At 47.9% G+C, this 20,873-nt stretch carries 17 protein-coding genes and 1 pseudogene; 6 read left to right on the top strand and 12 right to left on the bottom strand.

Annotated features, from left to right (window positions below; genetic code table 11):
- Nucleotides 1–23: 23 nt before the first annotated feature.
- Both ACM1PF_RS28765 and ACM1PF_RS28760 read right to left on the bottom strand, forming a co-directional pair.
- Nucleotides 24–1,637, bottom strand: a complete 1,614-nt coding sequence (locus ACM1PF_RS28765; protein WP_416669633.1) for a helix-turn-helix domain-containing protein — start codon at nt 1,635–1,637, stop codon at nt 24–26.
- Nucleotides 1,638–1,932: 295 nt separating this feature from the next.
- Nucleotides 1,933–2,787 (bottom strand): YwiC-like family protein, encoded by an 855-nt coding sequence (locus ACM1PF_RS28760; RefSeq protein WP_416669631.1) that lies wholly within the window; start codon nt 2,785–2,787, stop codon nt 1,933–1,935.
- A gap of 161 nt (nt 2,788–2,948) precedes the next feature.
- On the opposite strand from ACM1PF_RS28760, the gene ACM1PF_RS28755 reads away from it, so the two are divergent.
- A complete protein-coding gene (locus tag ACM1PF_RS28755) occupies nt 2,949–3,683 on the top strand; it encodes a Crp/Fnr family transcriptional regulator (protein WP_416669629.1) in 735 nt (244 codons plus the stop codon).
- 7 nt (nt 3,684–3,690) lie between these two features.
- Here the strand turns inward: ACM1PF_RS28755 and ACM1PF_RS28750 are convergent, their stop codons facing one another.
- Both ACM1PF_RS28750 and ACM1PF_RS28745 read right to left on the bottom strand, forming a co-directional pair.
- Nucleotides 3,691–4,026, bottom strand: a complete 336-nt coding sequence (locus ACM1PF_RS28750) for a cupin domain-containing protein (protein ID WP_416669627.1) — start codon at nt 4,024–4,026, stop codon at nt 3,691–3,693.
- Nucleotides 4,027–4,137: 111 nt separating this feature from the next.
- On the bottom strand, nt 4,138–4,914 hold the full coding sequence (locus ACM1PF_RS28745; protein WP_416669626.1) for an SAM-dependent methyltransferase: 777 nt from the start codon (nt 4,912–4,914) through the stop codon (nt 4,138–4,140).
- Nucleotides 4,915–5,213: 299 nt separating this feature from the next.
- Between ACM1PF_RS28745 and ACM1PF_RS28740 the strand changes: the two genes are divergently transcribed.
- The 3 genes from ACM1PF_RS28740 (at nt 5,214) to ACM1PF_RS28730 (ending at nt 6,970) form a co-directional block, all read left to right on the top strand.
- Nucleotides 5,214–6,080, top strand: a complete 867-nt coding sequence (locus ACM1PF_RS28740; protein ID WP_416669624.1) for a type I restriction endonuclease — start codon at nt 5,214–5,216, stop codon at nt 6,078–6,080.
- A gap of 55 nt (nt 6,081–6,135) precedes the next feature.
- Nucleotides 6,136–6,600: an ArsC/Spx/MgsR family protein gene (locus tag ACM1PF_RS28735; protein WP_416669622.1), complete on the top strand. Its 465-nt coding sequence runs from the start codon at nt 6,136–6,138 to the stop codon at nt 6,598–6,600.
- A gap of 160 nt (nt 6,601–6,760) precedes the next feature.
- A complete protein-coding gene (locus tag ACM1PF_RS28730; RefSeq protein WP_416669620.1) occupies nt 6,761–6,970 on the top strand; it encodes a TOBE domain-containing protein in 210 nt (69 codons plus the stop codon).
- A 69-nt stretch (nt 6,971–7,039) separates the two neighbouring features.
- Here ACM1PF_RS28730 and modB read toward each other — a convergent pair whose 3' ends face one another.
- Together modB and modA are read right to left on the bottom strand one after the other, a co-directional pair.
- Nucleotides 7,040–8,890 carry a molybdate ABC transporter permease subunit gene (gene modB / locus ACM1PF_RS28725; RefSeq protein ID WP_416676839.1) on the bottom strand — a complete coding sequence of 617 codons (1,851 nt, stop codon included), beginning with the start codon at nt 8,888–8,890 and terminating at the stop codon, nt 7,040–7,042.
- Nucleotides 8,890–9,702 carry a molybdate ABC transporter substrate-binding protein gene (modA, locus tag ACM1PF_RS28720; RefSeq protein ID WP_416669618.1) on the bottom strand — a complete coding sequence of 271 codons (813 nt, stop codon included), beginning with the start codon at nt 9,700–9,702 and terminating at the stop codon, nt 8,890–8,892. Before modA ends, modB begins: the two co-directional genes overlap by 1 nt.
- Nucleotides 9,703–9,894: 192 nt before the next feature.
- Between modA and ACM1PF_RS28715 the strand changes: the two genes are divergently transcribed.
- Nucleotides 9,895–10,371 carry a TOBE domain-containing protein gene (locus ACM1PF_RS28715; RefSeq protein WP_416669616.1) on the top strand — a complete coding sequence of 159 codons (477 nt, stop codon included), beginning with the start codon at nt 9,895–9,897 and terminating at the stop codon, nt 10,369–10,371.
- Between the two features lie 136 nt (nt 10,372–10,507).
- Here ACM1PF_RS28715 and ACM1PF_RS28710 read toward each other — a convergent pair whose 3' ends face one another.
- Genes ACM1PF_RS28710 through ACM1PF_RS28695 form a run of 4 tightly spaced genes read right to left on the bottom strand, consistent with a single transcriptional unit; the run spans nt 10,508 to nt 17,439 of the window.
- A complete protein-coding gene (locus tag ACM1PF_RS28710) occupies nt 10,508–13,432 on the bottom strand; it encodes an NHLP bacteriocin export ABC transporter permease/ATPase subunit (protein WP_416669614.1) in 2,925 nt (974 codons plus the stop codon).
- Nucleotides 13,433–13,435: 3 nt separating this feature from the next.
- Nucleotides 13,436–15,670, bottom strand: coding sequence for an NHLP family bacteriocin export ABC transporter peptidase/permease/ATPase subunit (locus tag ACM1PF_RS28705; protein WP_416669612.1), 2,235 nt, complete (start codon nt 15,668–15,670; stop codon nt 13,436–13,438).
- Nucleotides 15,670–16,242: a hypothetical protein gene (locus tag ACM1PF_RS28700; RefSeq protein ID WP_416669610.1), complete on the bottom strand. Its 573-nt coding sequence runs from the start codon at nt 16,240–16,242 to the stop codon at nt 15,670–15,672. The genes ACM1PF_RS28705 and ACM1PF_RS28700 overlap by 1 nt, the downstream gene beginning before the upstream one ends.
- Nucleotides 16,243–16,272: 30 nt before the next feature.
- The gene (locus tag ACM1PF_RS28695) at nt 16,273–17,439 is read right to left on the bottom strand and encodes a cyclic nucleotide-binding domain-containing protein (RefSeq protein ID WP_416669608.1); all 1,167 of its coding nucleotides are present in this window, start codon (nt 17,437–17,439) and stop codon (nt 16,273–16,275) included.
- Nucleotides 17,440–17,596: 157 nt separating this feature from the next.
- Between ACM1PF_RS28695 and ACM1PF_RS28690 the strand changes: the two genes are divergently transcribed.
- Nucleotides 17,597–17,815: a hypothetical protein gene (locus ACM1PF_RS28690; RefSeq protein WP_416669606.1), complete on the top strand. Its 219-nt coding sequence runs from the start codon at nt 17,597–17,599 to the stop codon at nt 17,813–17,815.
- A 222-nt stretch (nt 17,816–18,037) separates the two neighbouring features.
- Here the strand turns inward: ACM1PF_RS28690 and ACM1PF_RS28685 are convergent, their stop codons facing one another.
- Together ACM1PF_RS28685 and cysK are read right to left on the bottom strand one after the other, a co-directional pair.
- On the bottom strand, nt 18,038–19,357 hold the full coding sequence (locus tag ACM1PF_RS28685) for an AAA-like domain-containing protein (RefSeq protein WP_416669604.1): 1,320 nt from the start codon (nt 19,355–19,357) through the stop codon (nt 18,038–18,040).
- 508 nt (nt 19,358–19,865) lie between these two features.
- A pseudogene (gene cysK, locus ACM1PF_RS28680) lies at nt 19,866–20,854 on the bottom strand (cysteine synthase A).
- Nucleotides 20,855–20,873 lie beyond the last annotated feature (19 nt).

The raw sequence follows: 20,873 nt of genomic DNA, 5'->3' as shown, positions 1-20,873 counted from the left end.
GCTAAACCGTTCTGAACATTCGTTTAACTGACTTCACTAATCCTCAAAATTTGACACAAACGCACCTGATCTTTCAACGTGGGTTGGAATCGTCCCCGTTCCACATCTCGCACCCAACTCTGGCTTTTACCAATTTGCTGGGCTAATGTACGCTGGCTCAGTTGTAGCTTTCGTCTGGCCTCAATAATTTGCTGACTGGAAAGTGCAGGCTGTATCTGAAATGAGGCTTGGCGATGCTTTTTGGGGTATCGTTTTTGTTTCGTTTTCTTTGCAGGGGGTTTTTGCCAATCATCGGGTAGCTCAAAGTAAAGCAAACGAGCATTCATCAGACGATTCCACTTGCCTCTTGGGGCAGCATCAGTCAGCCGAGAATTTTGAGTGCCATCATTGATCCAAAATTCTAATGCTGCTTCTGCATCATCGGGTAAATCAGCAAGTTTAGCCCAGAGGGGTTGAATTTCAGTTGGGTAGGTGACAGGGTCGAAAACGGGCTTCATGCCATAGTGATTTAAGACTTCCAGGTCGCTTTCAAACGTTCGGAGTAGTCGCTTTCGTTCATCTGAATGAGCCGCAACGCGCGATAATTTCGTTTCGCCGTACGCAATTCGCATTAAGGTGAGTATCGTGATTCGTTGTTCTTGCCCCATCTTGGATTTAAATAATAGCCACAACATGATTCGAGCAGCTCCTTCATGCTGTTGCCAGATACTCATGACAGTGGTCAGCAAAGATTGAGGCAAAGTTCCGTACTGGTAAAAGGCAGCGCGATTTTTATATCCACTACGATTCAAAAAATGGTTTGTCCAGGTTCCGGCTTGAATTCTAAAGGTTAATCCTGTCAGATGTTTGCAGCCTTGTTCATCCTCCTGAAAGTGATGCTGAATTTCTTGCAAATGCCATAGGGGAGCAGGTTGCAAAGAGAAGTCCTTAATTTTGCCAGGTTGGCTCCAATCTAAGCTGACAGCAATCTTGCAAGGCTGTTGAACCAGTTCTTTGATGAGGGCAAGCTTTGCAGGTTTACTCAGATCTTTTCGCTTATCCAACCCCAAATAGCTTTCAATTTGCCGATCGCTCATCACAAATGCTTCCTGCCACGGTTGGTCTAAAGCAGCGGCATGGGCAGCATAAATTAAGTGTAAACAGGCCGCCCGAATATCAAAAGTGTCGAGTGTTGCTAAGGCATTGACCGCCTGGAGCGGAGCAGGTTGCGAATCTAGCGTATCTATCACATGAAAGGTCATTAAACTTTGTCCCTGATTGACCTGCCGTTGATAGTAGAGTTGCCCGATCGGATCGACCTGCCAGGGCAAAGAGCGACGTTGCGCCAAAATATTGCAGAGTTCCCAAACGACGATCGCGGAGGCAAAAGAATTCGTCTTCCCATTCGGAAACAAATCGGGGCTGGTGATCGCTCTTTCACTGGCCTTACATCTGCCTTTTTTAGCTTGAAACGGAACCGGAGAATCAACGGGACAGGTCAGGACACACTGCGGCTCTGCATAATAGCCCTCGCAGTTATTACACAGAGCGGGATCAATCCAAAAATCTTTGCCGTCCACGAGCGTGATTGCACCCGTAGGACAAAGCGGCAGGCAATTATCACATTGAATGCAACGATTGGTAATTGCGTAGGGCATAGTGCGGATCGCCTAATATTAAGAAATTGCAGGAAATTTTCGTTAATCGAGTTTACCTTATGAACTTGACCTTGCAATTTTGGTCAGCTAAATTTGAATGATCTCAGTCATATCTAACAACAAATTCCTTTTCTGTTCGGGTCGAGCAAATCAACATTTTCTTAATTTTTTGAACCCGAATTGTGTTCGCTGCGAACAATCTTTGAAAAAAATAATTCAGCCCCCAGGGAAACTAGAGGCTGGCTGGCTGCTGGATTTTGATGTTGGCTGGCTGCTGGCTAGATGCTGACTCATCCTATGTCGGCAGATGGGCCGGTAAGACGGAGAGGGTAACCATAAGGAGAAAGACGAAGGCTGAGCTGGTTTCCAGTAGGGCAACCCATTGAATTGTGGTGGTACAGTACCAATTGCGCTGCCAGAGGATGAGGCCAAATTTGAGCAGGACAATGCCGAACGCACAGGCAGTCAGCAGCGACAACCCGCCTGCGAACCATAGCCCAACGACGATCGAGGTGGCGATCGCATGATAAACCAAGCTGGGGGTTGCGGGATGGGTTTTGTCCTTACGAAACTTCACCGTGAAAATGGCACTGGAGAAAAACAAACTATTCAACAGCCATAGCCCTACAACGGCGGGAGAGGCTGTGCCAGTCGTTACGACATAGGCGAAGGGCGCAGATAAACACACTGCAAAAAAAGTAATCAGTTCGTTCAGCACCGATTTCTGTTCGCGGTGAAACACGGAAATGGCATCAAATAAAAAGGCCGCGATCGCGCCCAAATAGACCCAGAGGAGAGGGGATAGTAACGTGCCTTGCTGCCAGTAGAGGTAAAGGGCAAGGGCGATCGCCACCCCAGAATATAGCCCTCCCCAGGTGAGAAATCGCGGTTTGAGGCTGCGCCGTTGTTTGATTTGTAAAACCAGGGGATGTTCTGCCTGAAAGCCACAGAAGGCAGCGATCAGGGCTAAGGTGGTCGGCCAGTTCCATTGCAGCGCGGCGGCGGCTCCGGTCAGAAAAGAAACCACCAGGATCACATAAACTCCATGCTCTGGAGATAGGGTAGGACGATACCAGGCTTGAGCCGTCGATCGTCGGGGAGTGGGTTGGGGGGATGGGTCAGAAGCGGGATTGAGGGGAGATGAGGACATGAGGGAGTCTCCCATAGCTAGACTGAGTTTGAACGCATTGATTTTGAATGATGATTGGGATAGAGAGTATTTGAGGTAGAGAGTATTTGAGATAGAGCCTGATTGAGATGGCCTCAAGCGGGGCTTATCCTAACACTGTAGAACTGTTCTCTTGATCCTGCATGAATGCAACTGTTGAACAATTGGCCGCGATCGCGCTGTTTGCCCAACTGCAACCGGAACAATTGACTCGCCTACAGCCCCATAGCGTCATTCGATCGTACCAATCGGGGGAGAGGGTCATGGATGAGGGCGATCGCCTTCCATCGCGGCTTTATGCTTTGGTGAAGGGGTTACTGCGCGTATCCAAAACGGCAACCACCGGGAAAGAAACGATTCTACGCACCTTAACGGTGGGTGATATTTTTGCGGCTCCGGCCCTCTTTGGCAATGGCATCGCTCCGGCAACGGTCATTGCTGAACGGGATGCGGAAGTGCTGATGGTCGATCGGGAGGCGTTACTGTCTGCGATTCAAGCCAATCCTGAAATTGCGTTGAAGATGATGGCGGTTTTTAACCAGCGGCTCCAACAATTGCATGAAATGGTGCATGGGCTGGTGTCAGAACGGGCGATCGTGCGGTTGGCGCGCTTCATCCAGGCGGCGGCCGGAGAACCAGGAATCCAGATTCGCGGAGAGGGAGCCTGTTTGCGTTTGCCGCTTTCCTACTATGAAATGGCTCGCAGTATTGGCATTACCTACGAAGAATGTGTGCGTTTGTTTAAGCAACTTCATCCGGTGGTGTCCTATCATCGCGGCGGAAAAATTACTTTGCTGGACTGGGATGGGTTAGAGGCGATCGCCCAGGGAATGACAGCACCCAGTGCGCTGGTGCTGACCAACAATGACAGAGAGTGAAATCAGCCTAAGCCGGATCGGAGAGGGTCAGGAGAAAGGTCAGGTTTTGTTTGGCGTTCAGGGCGTGGGGGGCATTCGCAGGCATCAAGACAAATACACCAGGTTCCAGGTGAATCTCCTGTCCGTTGAGGGTTAACGTGCCCTCGCCTTCAATCACATGAACGGAGGCATTGCGCGTGGAGGTATGTTCGGCAATATCTGTTCCAGAGGCTAAACAAAAGAGCGTGTATTGGCAAGAGGGCAGTTTGAGCAAAACCTTACTAAGAATTCCCGTTTCAGCATACTCAATTTTGTCTTTTAGCTGAGTGATAAGAGGTTGAATGGTTTGCGATAGTGTGGTCATGGTTGATCTCCCAGGAATGCGAATTTAATCATCTGGAATTCTTTTGGGGTGGGCATCTTGCCCGCCCAGTCAGCGAAGTAAAACGTTGTACAGGTTATTCAGTCCATGCTCCTAGTGGTGGCACTCGGCACAGAAAACGATGTAGCCGAGTTCCTGTTCATACTGGTTAAAAACACGTCGCATCGTCAGGATTCGATCGCGGATGGGACGATGCCGGAGTGCATTCCAGAAGAATTGGATAGTACCGATCAATCCTTCATCCTGGATCATCCGAGCTGGATTCAGCAATCCCATTGCCCCAGTTTGGTGTTGCAAAACCTCTAAGCCTGCGGTTTCATAGGCTGCAATCCAATTCGTTTCAGATAGAGGAGCAGCATTGACTCGAATCGCGGCGGCAAGGGCACGGTGAATTTCGGCTTCCCGATCGTTCACCAGCAACTCATGGGACAGAAACTTGCCGCCAGGCTTGAGGCGATCGTGGATACCCTGCAAAATCTTTGCTTTGCCGGGAGCTGACTGCATGGTGAGAATTGCCTCTGCCAATACATAATCAAACTGTCCAGGGATTTGTTCCAGGTGAAAAATATCGCCCTCAAGCACCTGCACCTGGGCTTCCAGTCCTGCCGCCTGAATGTTGGCACGGGCACGAGCTACGCTGGCTGGGTTTTTCTCTACACCCACTACGCGCACCCCATACCGCCTGACCAGAGCGATCGCACTATACCCAAAGCTGGCTGCCAGTTCTAAAACCGTTTCTCCGGGTTTGAAGCCTGCCCATTCAAACATCTGTTCCGTTGCGGCTTTACCCCCCGGTCGCAAAATTTTCTTGCCAGCGGCGGCCATCACTTCATGCCCAGTTGCTGTTTCAAAGTTGATGGTTCGGGTCATTGCTTTGCCCTCTTGTGTCGACGCTTCTACTCTGACAAATTCTTGGCAAAAACAATATGAGCTACCTCATAGAGAGAAAAAGCGCTCACGCCTTAAGAATACCCGCCCCCTGCCCCATAAGAATTCTGAGAGGCGGGCTGCAACAGGACTACAGCCGATAAGTACATCCTTAATTGATCCAGGGATTCCATTGGAAAGACGTGATACCAATATAGTTGGTAAACAGGAAAACTCACTCGGACTGCTATTTGTCCTTCCTGGAATTTATGAATCGATCGCCCCACCGCACACACAAGCCCATGAGCAACACCCCCTCATGGCTAAGGTACTCTGAGCCAGTTGAATCCAATGTGGAACGCGCGCTGACTTGGTTCGAGGTGCTGGGCTATACAGCTCTGCTCCAGTCGGATATTATTTCGGGATATCATCAAGCAGTTTTGCAAAATTACCGCGATGGGATATTGGGCGATCGCTTTTGTCAGGCAATGCAGCGAATTAATCCCACCGCTTCACCCCAGCAGATTGAGGCAATTCTCCATCAGTTAACCACAAGCCATTCCGCGCCAACAATGCAACAAAATTATCAATGGCACCGGCAATTGCTGCATGGCATTTCTATTGAGTGTTCAGGCACCCATCCAAACAGGCTGCCAACCTTACGGCTCATAGATTTTTTCAATCCGCTCAACAACGACTGGTTAGTGATCCACTCCTTCCCCGTCATTGAGGCCGATGAACAACATTGCCTGGATCTGGTTGTATTTATCAATGGACTACCACTGGCAGTCTTTCAGGGACTCCATAGGGGGAACGAGGCATGGTCTTTCCGAGCTGCTTATTTTCAGCTTCAAAAATATAAAGCTCACCTACCTAAGTTTTTCTCCTTTAATGAATTGTTGGTGCTTTCAAATGGCGATCAATCGCGGATTGGGACACTCACCACTCGATGGAAACAGTTCATTCCAATTCGCTCTACTAATGGAGAGAATGCTCCTTTTGCCGGAGAAACCGAAGTAGAAACGCTGATTCAAGCTATTTTCGATCGCCGCCGCTTTTTTGAAATCATTCAGCACTTTATTGTCTTTCACCAAAATCCAACCATGCTCACCAAACGAATTTGTCCCCATTCATTTTGTACCATTCCTGATCCGGTATCCCGGAGCTGAACGCACAGGGCGCGCCCTACCGGGTCTGTTTTTTTCACAATCATCAGGAAAACCAATGGCAACTGTTCTCTTTTACGAAAAACCAGGATGTATCAACAACACCAAACAAAAAGCGTTGCTAAAAGCAGCAGGGCATACCGTTGAACCGCGTAACTTATTGACTGAAGCCTGGACAGTTGAAACGCTGCATCTTTTTTTTGCAGATTTGCCAGTCGCAGAATGGCTTAATCCCACTGCACCACGGGTTAAATCAGGAGAAATTATTCCCGATCAACTAGATGCAGAAATGGCTTTGTTGCTAATGGTCGATGACCCGCTGCTGATTCGTCGTCCCCTGATGCAAGTGGGCGATCGGCGCGTAGTGGGTTTTAATCAGGATGAAATTGCTGCATGGATTGGCTTAGAGGCAGCCGATACGGTTCAGCAGACGGTTCGAGATCAGTTAATTCAGCAAGATTTACAAACCTGTCCAAGCAGTAAACAGTCCCATCCTATTCCCTGTAAAAGTTCTGAGGTTTAAGGAGTCCTTGATAAAGTTGATAGATTACATTGTAATATTCATGGAGTGGTAATCAACAATTACCATCAATTGGTATGCAGGTATGCCGTTTTATTCCTGCCTTTAATGATTGAATAGTCATGTTTTTATCTTTCAGAAGCCTTTAGTTGAGGAGAAAATTATGAAAGTGAGTGCCCGGAATGCCCTGAAAGGAACCGTAAAGTCTGTGGTGACAGGTGCAGTAAATGATGAAGTCACAATTGAAGTGGCTCCCGGTGTGGAAGTCACTGCTGTGATTACCAAAGCTTCGGCTGAAAACCTGGGTCTGGAAGTGGGTAAGGAAGCCTACGCTGTGGTTAAGGCATCGGATGTGATGGTGGCGATCGATTAAGTAGGAGCGAAGCATCTGCGTAGAAAACTTTTGTTTCAAGCAATCATCTTGCCGCAAATGCTTCGCTCCTCAAATCAACACAATCAATCGCAACGGATCGAATTGCCCATACCAGGGAAAGGGGTGATCTTTGATGCTCTGCCATTTCTCCTTGAAGACCTCTGCCTGGACATGGTAATCGTGGGAGCCTTGCGGTTCAGCATTCAGCTTTAGAAACAGGGTCATTCGGTGGGGAGTTTCGCTGGTGGAGGCTAACCAGCAGGGAAATAGATTCTCTAAACTGGCATCGGGTTGGGGCATGAGGTTAATTTGATGGGCCCGAATCCCCACATCAGATAACTCACGAGGAATGGCTTCCACCACCCGTAAGGACACACCCCAATCGATCGCCTCAATGGTATTGGATTCCGCCGCAACAGCACGAGAAAAGTTTTTACATCCAGTGAGCTGGGCAACACGAACAGTACGGGGATGTTCAAAGACACGATGTTTAGAATCAAAGGCGATCGGCTTACCGCCTGACATCACCATCAACTTTTCACATACCCGATAGGCTTCTTCTAGATTGTGGGTGACAAACAAAGTGACCCCCGAATAAGTCGATAACGTTTCGACTAACTGTCGCTCGACCTTTGCCCGCAGATAGGTATCCAACGCCGAAAAGGGTTCATCCAGCAACAGGGCTTCGGGTTCGGTTGCCAGTGCCCTGGCTAAGGCCACTCGCTGCTGCTGTCCGCCAGAAAGCTGATGGGGATAGCGATCGCCCAAGCCTTCCAATTGCAGCAGGGCAAGCTGTTGGTTCACCTGTTGCGATCGCATGGGTTTGGGTAAGGACTGCAAGCCAAAGGCAATATTTTGAGCCACGGTCATATGGGGAAACAGGGCATAGTTTTGAAAGACTAAACTGATCTTGCGCTGATGACTGGGGACATTGATCCGTTGTTCAGCATCAAACAGGGTTTGCCCGTTTAGCACAATTCGCCCCGCTGTCGGCGTTTCAACCCCCGCAATACAGCGCAGCGTCATGCTTTTGCCCGAACCCGATCCACCCAGCAATCCCAGGGTTTCCTGGTGCGCTGTAAACGCAGTATCCAGGGTAAAGTTGGCCAGCTGTTTCTGAATGTCTACCAGCAAGCCTTGCTCTAGCTGCGAGGGGGAAACATCGGCGATCGGTACGATTTGCGGTGCTTCAGCCCTTTTGCCCCTGCCACCGACCGGCTCATGGGCCTCCACCATGCCCAGTCCAGTGTTCTGAATCCTGCGCTGATATTGCTTTTGCCACAGGTTGACCGCAATGATCCCTGATAGGGAGATTGTCATGATCACAAGCACCCAGAGCCAGGCTTCGCTCATTGCCCCTGCTTCCACCGCAAAGTAAATGGCCATGGGAATTGTCTGGGTTTGACCGGGAATATTTCCCGCCAGCATCAACGTTGCCCCGAATTCCCCCAAAGCCCGCGCAAAGGACAGGATTGTGCCCGCTAAGATTCCGGGAACCGACAACGGCAGAAGCACCCGCCAAAAAATTATGCCCCTGGATGCCCCTAACGTTTGAGCGACTTGCAACAGACTGCTATCCACCTGCTCGAAGGCTCCCAGGGCCGTTTTATACATCAACGGAAAAGCGACGATCGTGGCTGTGATCACCGCTGCATACCAGGTAAAGACAACGGTGAAATCAAATTGCGCCATCAACTGTCCCATGGGGCCATTCCTGCCAAACAGCAGCAGCAGCAAAAAGCCCACAACGGTGGGTGGCAAAATTAACGGTGAAACAAAAACCCCCTCGATCACTGACTTCCATCGCCCCCGATAGCCCAACATCCAGTAAGCAGCCGCAATTCCGGTAAAGAAGGTGGCTATGGTGGCCAACCCTGCGGTTTTTAGCGAAATCCATAAGGGTGAAAGAGCAATGCCCATCATGATCCTGGAGTTCCAAAACCAAATTGCTGAAAGGTATCTCGTGCTTCATCCTCGAATAGAAACTGAGTGTAGGTATTCGCCGCTTCAACATTGGGACTACTGCTGACAACTGCAATGGGATAAACGATCGGTTGGTGTAAAGCTTCATCAGCAATCGTGACTAATTCAACATTGTCAGAGGCTTGGGCATCGGTTACAAAGACAATTCCTGCATCTGCATTTCCGCTTTCTACCGCAGACAATATGCCACGTATGTTACTGGCAAAGACAAATTTTGGCTGTAACGATTCCAAAATGTTCAAGTTGTCAAATACTTCTTCTGCGTACTGCCCCAGTGGAACACTACGCGGTTCTCCAATAGAAATTCGATTAACACGAGTATCCGCAAGCTGACGAAAATCAGATAGATTTAGAGTGGAGTTCTTGGGTACAACCAATGCCAACCGATTGGATAGCATATTGCGTCGAGTTTCTGTCAGAATTAAATTCTTTTCTTGCAATGTATTCATTTGCTTGGTTGCCGCAGAAATAAATACATCGGTCGGCGCGCCTTGTTCAATCTGTTGCTGCAAAGATCCAGAAGAAGCAAAATTGTAGCTCACTTCTATGTCAGAATGCGCTTGTTCAAACAGCGGATCGATCGCTTCTAGCACGTTCTGTAAAGTAGCTGCTGCCGATACCGTCAGGGTAGTAGATGGCGCGGTTGGAGGATTAGACAAGGAAATTAAACTGGTTCCACCACAGCCGACTGCAAAAGAGAGGGCGATTACGAACAAACCAAGCCAAGTTAATAGTCGTTGAACTTTCATAGGACGTTGAGGAGATGAAGGTTTCAAGCGGAGTAACTAGCAAAACTGCTGGCGTAGGTGCAACTTTGAGGATTCGGGACTGCAGGACTGCAAGATTCAAAGAGAATACGATCGCTGGAATGCGTGTCCGCTAAAATAAAAATCACGAAAATTATCATATCAACTTCATACCAACTAATTTGGTATTCTACGATGCCAAGAAAACAACAAGGCTGGATTACGTTTCAATCCTCGGATGAAGAGCGGCGAATCTTGGAGGAGATTTGTCAGCAAACCCAACGCACCAAAACGGAAGTCTTAAGAGAATTGATCCGCGAGATGGGGCGATCGGCTCCCCCTGAATCTCTGGATGTCATCCCAATGGAAGTGTCTGAGGATCTGGAGGAGGATGAGGACGAAGAAGATGGGCTGCCCTTCAGCGTTGGGGATGGAACAGTGAGTACCGCCCAACGACAGGCAATGCAGATCAGCGCCCGTAATATTTTGAAGGCGAAAGTGAAACGAATTGTCAAAGGCAGTGTGAGTGCAGAGGTGACGCTGGCGATCGCACCAGGGGTAGAACTCGTATCGATCGTGACGCGAGCCTCAGCGGACAAACTGGGATTAAAAAAAGGGAAAGAAGTCTTTGCCGTGATTAAATCCAACAGTATTATGATCGCGGCAGAGTAGAGGCGAAGCATGTGCGGTGAGATGTATTGCTCCAGGTAACAATCCTACGCAAATGTTTAGCCCCTAATTATTCTGTAGCAGTGGAGATAAAAAAGCTCATTCAGACTAATCAAAAATTAGGAACAAATTTCAACAGTTAAACCACCTGCCGACGAACCAATTGAGCAAATAACCCAGGTTGTTTTACCAACTGCTCAAAGTTACCCTGCTGAACCACGCGCCCGGCTTGAAGCACATAAATCCGATCGGCATGATGAATGGTGCTGAGGCGATGGGCGATAACGACTCGCGTGACTTTAAGCTGATCTAAACTGTGGCTAACGATCGCCTGAGTTTTATTATCCAGGGCACTTGTTGCTTCATCAAAGAGAAGAATTTGAGGTTTCAGTGCCAGAGCGCGGGCAATGATGAGCCGTTGCCGTTGTCCGCCAGAGAGATTTGTGCCACCTTCGCTGACCAGCGTATGCATCTGCATTGGCATGGCTCTTATATCGTCTGCAAAACCACTCATTTCTGCCGCAGTCCAGGCTTCATCCAATGTGATTAATGCCCCGCCCGCAATATTTTCAAAGATTGAGCCTGCATTAATGCGGCTATTTTGTAACACAACGCCCAGTTGCCGCCGCACTGCCGTAACATCCAATCCCATCAAATCCTGCCCATCGTAGTAAACCGTACCAGACATAGGCGCTTCAAATCCCAGCAACAATCGCAGGATGGTGGACTTGCCACTTCCCGATGGCCCGACCAGAGCAATAAATTCTCCTGGTTGAGCCTCGATCGAAACTTCATCCAGATTCAGTACCCCCTCTTCCCGGTAGCGAAACGACACGCGATCGATGTGAATTTTTCCAGATAGCCGTCCTGGATTAGCCTGATGCTCAACAACTTCGGGTTGAGCCGCCAGGATGGGTTGCGATCGTTGCCACAGGGGAATGACATCTAGCACTTCAATCAATGTGTTGCTGAGATTGGTGACTCCGCTGATAAAAATACCGAACGCTACACTGAATGCCAGAAATGTTCCTGCCGATAAGGTTGTTCCATTTCCGTCCATTAAGCTGCTCGCTACCCAAAACAGAGCTACCATCGTAATCGTTGGCATGACCGTGTTGAACAAATTAACTGCATCCTCAAGCTGCTGGGTACTGCGTAAAAGCTGAAGCTGCTGTGTGTATTTTTGTCCCCAGTAGGCAAAAGCTCGCTCCTCAACGCCCGCCACGCGCAACTTCGGCACGGCATTGATGAGCTGTACCATTAAGCCAAAAATTTCGCCTTCAATCTCCATCAAAGGACGATTTTTGCGAATTAGCAGAGAACCGGAAATTGTTGTAAAAACCAGAACAGCCAGTGCCAGAACGATCGCCAAATTTGCTAACTCTGAACTGTAGTAAAACAAAAGTCCCAGGTTCAGCAAGGCAAAAAAGCTGGTGAAAATCGTTTGCAGTGCTGTACCGCTGAGCTTTCGCCGAATCGCTCCGATACCTGATACTCTCGAATTCAAATCGCCGATCGCATACTGTCGAAAAAAAGTGGTTTTTAGTTTCAATAAACGATCCCAAACAGCCGCTTGCAGGGTTGCATCAGAACTGGATTCAATGCGTAAAGTGGCGATCGCCTGAGCCAGTTGAAAACTTGCTCCTCCAAATGCCGCCGCCAATAAACCCAGCCCAACTTGTAGCAGCAAACCAGAATTACCATAGGGAATTGCCCGATCCACTAGTAAAGCAGTTCCTTGAGGAACCAGCATGGCTACCAGCGTTGCCGCAACTCCCGTCAAAAGCAGGGTAATGATGTCTCGTTTGCGTCCTTGCAGCGTGAACCTGAGCAGACTCATCGCATTCGTCCATCCATCTGGTAAGGGACGATAAAAGACGAAGGCAACCGGATCAAGGGTGTGAGCAACAGCTGCATTGACCGGAATCCTGGACGGATGGGTTGAATGTCCTGGAGGTGGAACACCATCGCTTTTAATGAAATCAGTCTGGGCCGGAACGCACAACTGATAACCTGTATGCCCACCAGGCAGTAATGCCACCGGATGCCGATCGCCAGAGGTATAAGCCAGAATGGGCCCACCATCCTTTTGCCACCAACCATCACGCAACAACACCCGCCGCAACCGCAACCGAGAGGCACGAGCGATCGCCTCCAGAGGTTCCTTCAACCGATTCAGATCTTCCGATTTACCAGGCGGACAAATGGGGACTCCCAGTGCTTTCCCAACCGCTCCTGCCGCGATCAACAAGGGCGATTCGCTTTCAAACCATTGATTAGTTTGCGGTTGAAGGATTGAAACCAAATTGCGAAGGGTTTGCTGCGTCACCTGATGATTGAACTGCTGCTGAGAGTGGAACTGAAGTAATGCCGCTTGCATCTCCTGTTCCCGGATACTTTGAAGATAGCTCAGGAAATAGTTGTGGAATTGGGCTAAACCGTTCACAAGAATCGTCCAGTTTGCTACCTCTGCCGTCCCTCGGACATATAGCTCAAGACAATCGTCGGCTGCCTCCAAACACATCCCATTGCCTAGTGGAACGCAGGGTGTATCTTGATCTAGCAGCAGATTGGGATGCCCCAACCATTTGGCTTGCCCCTGCTGAATTCTGATCCACCATACCTGATAGGTCGGTGGCTGTAAAACCTGTCCCTTGAGCAAAGACAGGTATTGAATCGATGGCGAAAGGTCGATCGGTTGAGGTTGGGGCAACCCGTTGACTTGACCAAATTTATGAATCCACTGTTCGAGGAGGTACGGCGACTCGATGGTGATGCCTTGCTCGATTGGTATGGGGAGTAACTGAGTCGGTTCTAAGGGTACGGCAATGATACCCGCCTGCTCCCGCGCTGGATCTAAGGCAATACCAAATAAGGCTTCACCTGAATAGATGCTAAAGAGATAACGACGATCGCCTTTGATAACACCCTGATTAACTTGAACAGTGAATAAAGCTAGAGAACCGGATTGAACAAGCCATATTTGCTGTGGATCGTTGAGCAGAAGCGGTTCATTACCGTAGATTGGATGCAATTTTGTTTCAGCAGTTTGCATATGCTTCATTATCTATACCCATTCATTAGAGAGTGCTTCTCCTGCTTCCTGAATCAGTTGGGCATACTGTCCTGACTGTTGCCACAATGATTCATGGGTTCCACGCTGCACGACCTTACCCTGTTCCAGCACAATGATTTCATCTGCATCCCGAATTGTGCTTAACCGATGGGCCACAATAATGCAGGTACAGCCCCGTTGCCGCAATCTCTGGTCAATAAACTTTTCCGTTTCGGTATCCAGGGCACTGGTTGCTTCATCCATAATTAAAATCGCTGGATTGTTCACTAATGCTCTCGCAATTTCTAACCGCTGCCGTTGCCCACCGCTAAGATTAGTGGCTCCTTCCAGCAATTGAGCATCATAACCACCTGGAATAGAAAGAATCAGATCATGAATGGCGGCATCCTGGCAGGCTTGATGCAAAACGCGATCGGAAATGGTTGAATTCCACAACGTCAGATTTTGGCGGATCGTTCCTGCAAATAGTAGAATGTCTTGTTCAACAAGCGCGATCGAATGAGTCAGAACAGCACGAGGTAAATTCTTTCTGGCGGTCTGATCAAAGTAAATTTCGCCTGACCAGGGTTCATACAATCCAGCGATCACCTTTGCGATGGTTGATTTTCCGGAGCCGCTACCGCCGACCAAAGCAATTCGCTGTCCGGGTTGAATGGAGAGGTTAAAGTTTTCGATTAAAGGAGCTTCCAGAGGACTATACCCATAGGTAATGTTTTCGAGATCGACATAACCCTGTAACCGAGGATTTGTAGTTGTCCACTGCGGCACGTCCTTCGTCTTAAGAGAAGCTTCTAACTGAGGATCAACTTCGTTGGTCAGAACATCATCTAACCGCTGTAAATTTCCCTGAAGCGTTTGAAGTGTGCTGCCAAATTGAACGAGCCGGTTTACAGGTTGCTGAAAGCTGTGGGTTAAAAGCTGAAACGCCACTAGCATCCCTATAGACAAATCGCCACGAATAACTTGCCATCCACCAATCACCAGTAGGGAGGCTGCGGTCAAGGCAGACAGCAGGGACGGGAGCAAGCCCAGCATTCGGTTGACTAAGCCTAACTCCTGTTGCACATTGATGGCTTTCGTGTAGTACCCCACCCATCGGGCAAAGAAATCGGATTCCAAGCCCGACGCTTTCAACGTTTCCATACTTTGCAGTCCTGCAATTGCCACTCCAGAGGCTTTGCCGTATTCCTGGTTCAGCCTCAAGTTTGCATCGACTCGCTGACGCGCTACCCACTGTAAGGCGATGACGTTGACGATTGCAAAGAAGATCACAATCAGCGTCAGTATTAAATCATACTGAACCATGACGATCGCAAAAAAGATCACCATGAATGCACTAATCACTGTCACCGTCAGACGACCCGATAGGACATCCGCCACTTCATCATTCAGCCGAATCCGGCTACTAATTTCCCCAGCAAACCGTTGAGCATAAAAACTAACCGATAGGCGCAATACGTGCCATACAAAACGACTGGACATCCCCACTGCTAATTTAACCTTTAAGGCTCGCAAATAGCGCAGTTGCAACAGAGTCAACGCACCTTGCAACCCAACGGTGAGCATCATACCAAGCAGCAGGTAGGGCAACCAGTCTAGTTGCCCATTCATTAATACATCGTCTATAAAAACCTGGCTAAAGGCGGGAAGAACTAAACTGGGAACCACCAACAAAAAACTAGCCAAAATGCAGTAAAGTAGTGCCCCCGTAGAGTGCTGCAATCGCTGGGCCAGGGCTAAAACAATACTTGGTTTTTGACCACCTGGCTCAAAGGTTTCTCCTGGTTCCAATACCAAAACCACTCCGGTATAACCCTCATCAAATTCCTGAGCCGAAACCGTTCTGGAACCAAGGGCAGGATCATTTAAGTGAACTCGATCGCGCCCAAATCCCTCTACCACTAGAAAATGATTAAAATGCCAAAAGACAATGAACGGTGGACGCAGTTGAGCGACACTGTCCAGGCTTTTTTTGAATCCCTTGGCCACCATGCCATACCGTCTGGCCGCCTTCAGAATGTTGGCAGCCGTCACCCCATCCCGCGATACCCCACAAGCCTGACGTAGTTCTGCCAGGGGCACAACCCGATGATAGTAGCCCAACACAATTCCCAAGGCGGCGGCACCACATTCAACGGCTTCCATCTGTAGCACGGTCGGCGTTTTCACCCGACGGTATGGCTTCCTGGAGGGCGGGTGTATAGAGCGTAAGGGATTAATGAACATTATTGAGAACCCTCAAGGAATGGAAATACAAAGGCGATTGGTGCTTTTTCCATTAGGGTGATTCGTGCAGTTGCCCTCATACCAGGCGCGATACCTGAGTGGTTTGCACCGGATGAATTTGGATCCAGTTCTGCCACCACTTCAATGAAATTGTCCTGATCCAATGGCTTTGTTTGACGGGCGGTTGCCAGGGTTGTGACTTCAGGTTCTGAAACCGTTTTTACCTGACCAATTACCCCCACCGACCCTGTACGGTCAGCCCGATCGGGTAGAAGCATTATTTCCATTCCTGGCTGGATTTGTCCTACTTCATCGAGGTTGAAATAGGTTAAGCCGACCAATTCATTGGATGAGTCAGCCGATCGCACGAAAACCCCTCTTCCACTGACCGTAATTGGAATTTTCCCAACTACGCTCCAGAGGAAGCCAAGTCCAATCAACATTCCCAGAGATGCTAATGGAAGCCAGCTTCTGGGGCTAACAATCTGTATCAGTTGGTCTAGCTGTTCTGGGGAAGAGAGCCTTTCCAGAGACTCTTTCCGAAAAATACTGGAAGATGAATTCTTATTCATACCTGAAAGCACTCATAGGAACGGCGGGAGCTACATTACGCCTAACCGTTTCAACATCCAATTGAAGCGGGCTGCACCTTGAGAAACCTGATGCAATGAATCAAGATTTAACTCGTCATCATATTCCATTTCTTTGTTCATAGGTTGATGCGCTGAATGCATACTTTGACTACCAGTTAGCTGATTTAAGACTGTTTGTAAGCTGTCCGAAAGCTGGATCGACAACACACGATAAAACCGGGAGGCAAAACTGAAATCTTGCTGAAGTCGTGCAGATAATATGGGCCGGGGAATCGACAGTACTAAGGTATTTTCAATCGCTCTGGCGGTTACTGGATGAGGTCGAAAATCCAGGAAAGAAATCGCTCCGCTAATTTCCCCTCTCGATACAGTTGCGATTGGTTGCTCAAGGTTCGCTCTTGTATTTGCACATTCAAAACAAAGGGTAAAGGGATTGTAATGATCTTTCGGCGCGGAAACTTGCAGCAACCCATTCAAAACAATATGTAGGGCATCAACGGGTTTTCCCGCTTGCAGCAGCACATCACCAGCCATAAGCGACTGAATTTTACCCGCTGCCACTAGCCAGTCCACATCGCTATCTCGCAATTCAGCAAAGATAAACAGAACTTCCTTCATGGATGGTTCAGACATTACCCGAACCTGGCTGCTTGTTTCCAGTAAAAAGCGCAATCGCTCAGATAGCATCAAGGCGATCGCTCGGTAAAAATGGTTGCTAAAAGTCAGGTCTTTCTCTAATTTTTTAACTAGCTTTTGTCGATCAATTGACAATACCAATGAATCAGTAAGGGTTTTAATAACTGCCGGCATCAAGCAGGAATCAAATAGGGTGCTTTCTCCGACAATTTCACCATTTGAGAGCTGCATAACTTCTCGATCGCTTCTAGCATTGGCTTTGGAAATGGATGATTGCTCCTGATCTAGATCAGTCTCAGCCTGGGGGACAATCATTGCCAAAGATCCTTCTAACAGAAGATAGAGCATACCTGGATTTTTACAGCGTTGGACAAGAATTCGATCAGCTTCAACTACTTCCCGAGTCCCTGTGTGAATTAGCCAATCAACGTCAGCATTGCTCAGTTCTTTGAGGAGGACTTCCGCCATTATGTTACCAACAAAATCTGTAATAAAGACATTATTGCGGATCAATTGAATTGTGGATAGAGGTTTCAGCATTCATCCAACATCTTTCCAACATTCATCCAACATCTTTCCAGCATTCATCCAACATATCAATTGGAAGGATATCTGAATTTCAAGCTACTCTATGTTTAGTGACTAGCGACATTTAAAACGTTTGTCATTAAACCACCCAATTTGAGGATATAAATCAATGAGTCAGCAAAATCCCCAGCCCGAAGAGCAGCTTTCGGATGAGCAACTTGATACGTTATCTGGTGGCTTAAATGATCGATTCAGAGAATCTCGCGATCGGATTCTCAACGACACGAATGCCGTTGAGGGAGAACTCTCACAAAAGGATTTGGAAGGAGTTTCTGGTGGACTCAACGAGCGTTTTCAAGAGTCCCGTCAAGATGTTCTGGATAGGTAATCTTAGGTTCTAGTTGAATTTAGAGGGGGTGCGGAAATTTCTGCACCCTTTTATTTTTCTGCACCTTCTAGTTTCAAGCGAACTAGATGTTTGCTTAGGGGGATGCGGCAAAATAACATACCCGTTAGGGGCATACTGCTGTGCGCCCTTACAGCCGATTTTTTCAAAAATTAGGATGCCGTTTGATTGCAGATCCCTTAGTAGTCCTATTGTAATTGCATGCTATAAAATCTGCCTGAAGAAGGTTTGATATAACTGACAGCTCAGTCTAGCTTTGCCATTCGATCGCTTGATTAAACCTAGAGTTTGCAACTTTCTAATTGCTTTAAGATCTAACCGCTCAGCATTATTGTTTTCCAAGATTTGTTTTAAGGTTGCTGTCAGTTCTGGTTGCGATTGAAGATTCGATAAAAGGCTTTGCAGATGATCCTGATAGATTTCAGGGATTGAATTAGGGTGTAGAACTTGATCCAATGTTATCTCCTGCATCCAAAGAGAGTATAGGGCTAGCTGCACAAGGTAAGGGTGTCCTCCTGTTAATTCCGTTAATGCGTGAATTTTAGGCAGTGGAATTCTTTGAAATTCATACCGCTGAGCTAAGACTTGCACTTGCGCCTCATTAAAACTAGGTAAACGAATCGATCGCCCCATATCACTTAAGTCAAATTGTTTAGGCAAGTCGGAATGATCAATATCGCCAGAATAAACTAGAATCAATCGAATTTTTTGCAATGCAACCCTTTGAGTGGCTTCCTCATGCCATGCCTGAATCATAAATAAAAAATCTTGAGCCAACTGTGGATAGTTGAAAACTTCATCAAAATTGTTAAAGGCGAGAACGAGCGGACGATTAATCTGCGGCAGTAAGTATCGTGTAAAATAAAGCGCACAACGTTCTGTATAGCTAATATCCTGATTCCAGTAACGTTCTAACCTGGGTTCTAGTTCTAGCTGATAGCTAACAGATGTACAAAACCATCTTAAAAACTGATCAAGGCTAGAAAAAAACTGCGTTTCGATTTGTTTGAAATTTAGGATTACAGCATGGTAGCCAAGACTAACGGCGTAATTCATCACCCGAATCAAAAATGAACTTTTTCCCATTTTGGGCGGAGCTTTAATCTGAAATAAACAGATCGGCTTGCTGATTTCAGCATATGCTGTTTGTTCTAGGTGGGGATGGGAAATATAGAATTTTGAGTGCAGTGGTACAGCTCTACCCGGGTACTCTGGTTCTTCAGGGAAACGAGATCGAACAGGGGGAATTGATTGATTGTCTTGAGGGAAACCCTGTAAAAATCGTTGTTGTAGTAAAGCCCGAAAGTTTTTCTTGTTGATTGGCTCTTTTAACACTTCTGAAAGCGCACGCCATAGTTGGGAACCAATGTCTCGAATGTAGCTATTGTCATATCCCAATTCCCTAGCAATTTCTGTATATCCTTTGCCATTCCAAGACTGTTGAAATACCAGCCTTTTAATTGGCGTTAGTGTTCCTGGTGGTAAAATTTGTTCTACAATTTCTAGTGCTTCTTCAGAGGACATAGATTCTAACACAACGAATGTCTAGTAGTTCCGGAATTAACGTAAAATCAAAGAAGAAAATGCTTCTAATTCTATCTCTCTGTCTTCATTGTGTTTCCTCTTTCGAGTCAAGCTGAGTACCAAAAATGAGGCAAATTCTGCTTCTACAAGCTCGAATTTCCTCTTTATAGCTTTATTTATATCTTCTGAGTTTGAGATTCTACGGTACTTAGGCTGAGATTTTGCTGAGAACGAAGCGATGCAGCAGTGATTTAAGTGACCAAGAGTGGGAGTTGACCGTCCATTCCTATTGCCTCCCTCATCTGGACGAGGATGTAAGGGTGAGGCAGATTCATGATCAACTGCGCCGAGAGGTGCGCGTCTCAACGAACAAACAGGCTAATGCCACAACTGGAAGTATCAATAGCCAGTCAGCAAAAATTTATCGGGAAATGCACTTTGAAATGCAACGACCTGATGGTCAACCAAAAGTAGTGCTGAGTCATCAGCCGTCAATGCGTATATCCTTCTAGGATGCTGGTGCTGGAACCAGGGGAGGCAAGTCGGATGCAGAGGGGGAAGCTTCTGGATCGTTAAATAACACCGTACTCAGGTAACGTTCACCAAAGCTGGGCTGAATCATGACGATTAATTTTCCGGCATTCTCTGGCCGTTGCCCAAGCCGAATGGCTGCACATAATGCGGCACCTGCCGAAATGCCCGATAGTAAACCTTCTTCCCTGGCTAAACGCCGACTATAGCCGATCGCATCCGCATCGCTGACCGTCATCACTTCATCAATCAGCTTTACCTGTAAAACATCTGGCACAAATCCGGCTCCAATGCCCTGAATTTTGTGGGGCCGGATTGTCCGCCCGAAAGCACCGGACTATTTTCGGGTTCAACAGCGATCGCTTTGAAGTCTGGCTTACGGGCTTTAATCACATCGGCAATCCCAGTAATCGTTCCACCTGTACCCACACCCGCCACCAGAAAATCGACCTGACCTTCGGTATCTGCCCAGATTTCCTCCGCCGTTGTGTCTCGATGCACCTGGGGATTGGCTGGATTTTGGAACTGTTGAGGCATAAAGGCATGGGGAATGCTCTCGGCTAATTCTGCGGCGCGGGCGATCGCTCCTTTCATACCTAAATTTCCTGGCGTTAAAACCAGTTCAGCCCCATAGGCTTTCAGCATGGCTCGTCGCTCTAAACTCATGGTTTCTGGCATCGTCAGAACCAGACGATATCCCTTCGCGGCAGCGACCATCGCCAGGGCAATGCCGGTGTTGCCTGAGGTCGGCTCTACAATCACGGTTTCTCCCGGTTGAATCAAACCTGCCGCTTCTGCCGCCTGAATCATGCTGGAGCCAATGCGGTCTTTCACCGAAGCGGCTGGATTCATCCCTTCCAGCTTCACGACAATTCGGGCACCGCAGCCCTCTGCCTGAGGAATTCGATTCAACTGCACTAAGGGAGTATGACCAATGACTTCTGTAATATCGTGGGCAATACGCATCGTGAATCTCCTGGACAAA

This window comes from Egbenema bharatensis FJBBOT/2019 (genome assembly GCF_048077055.1).
Lineage (GTDB): Bacteria > Cyanobacteriota > Cyanobacteriia > Elainellales > Elainellaceae > Egbenema > Egbenema bharatensis.
This window is presented reverse-complemented; position numbering and strand designations above follow the sequence as displayed.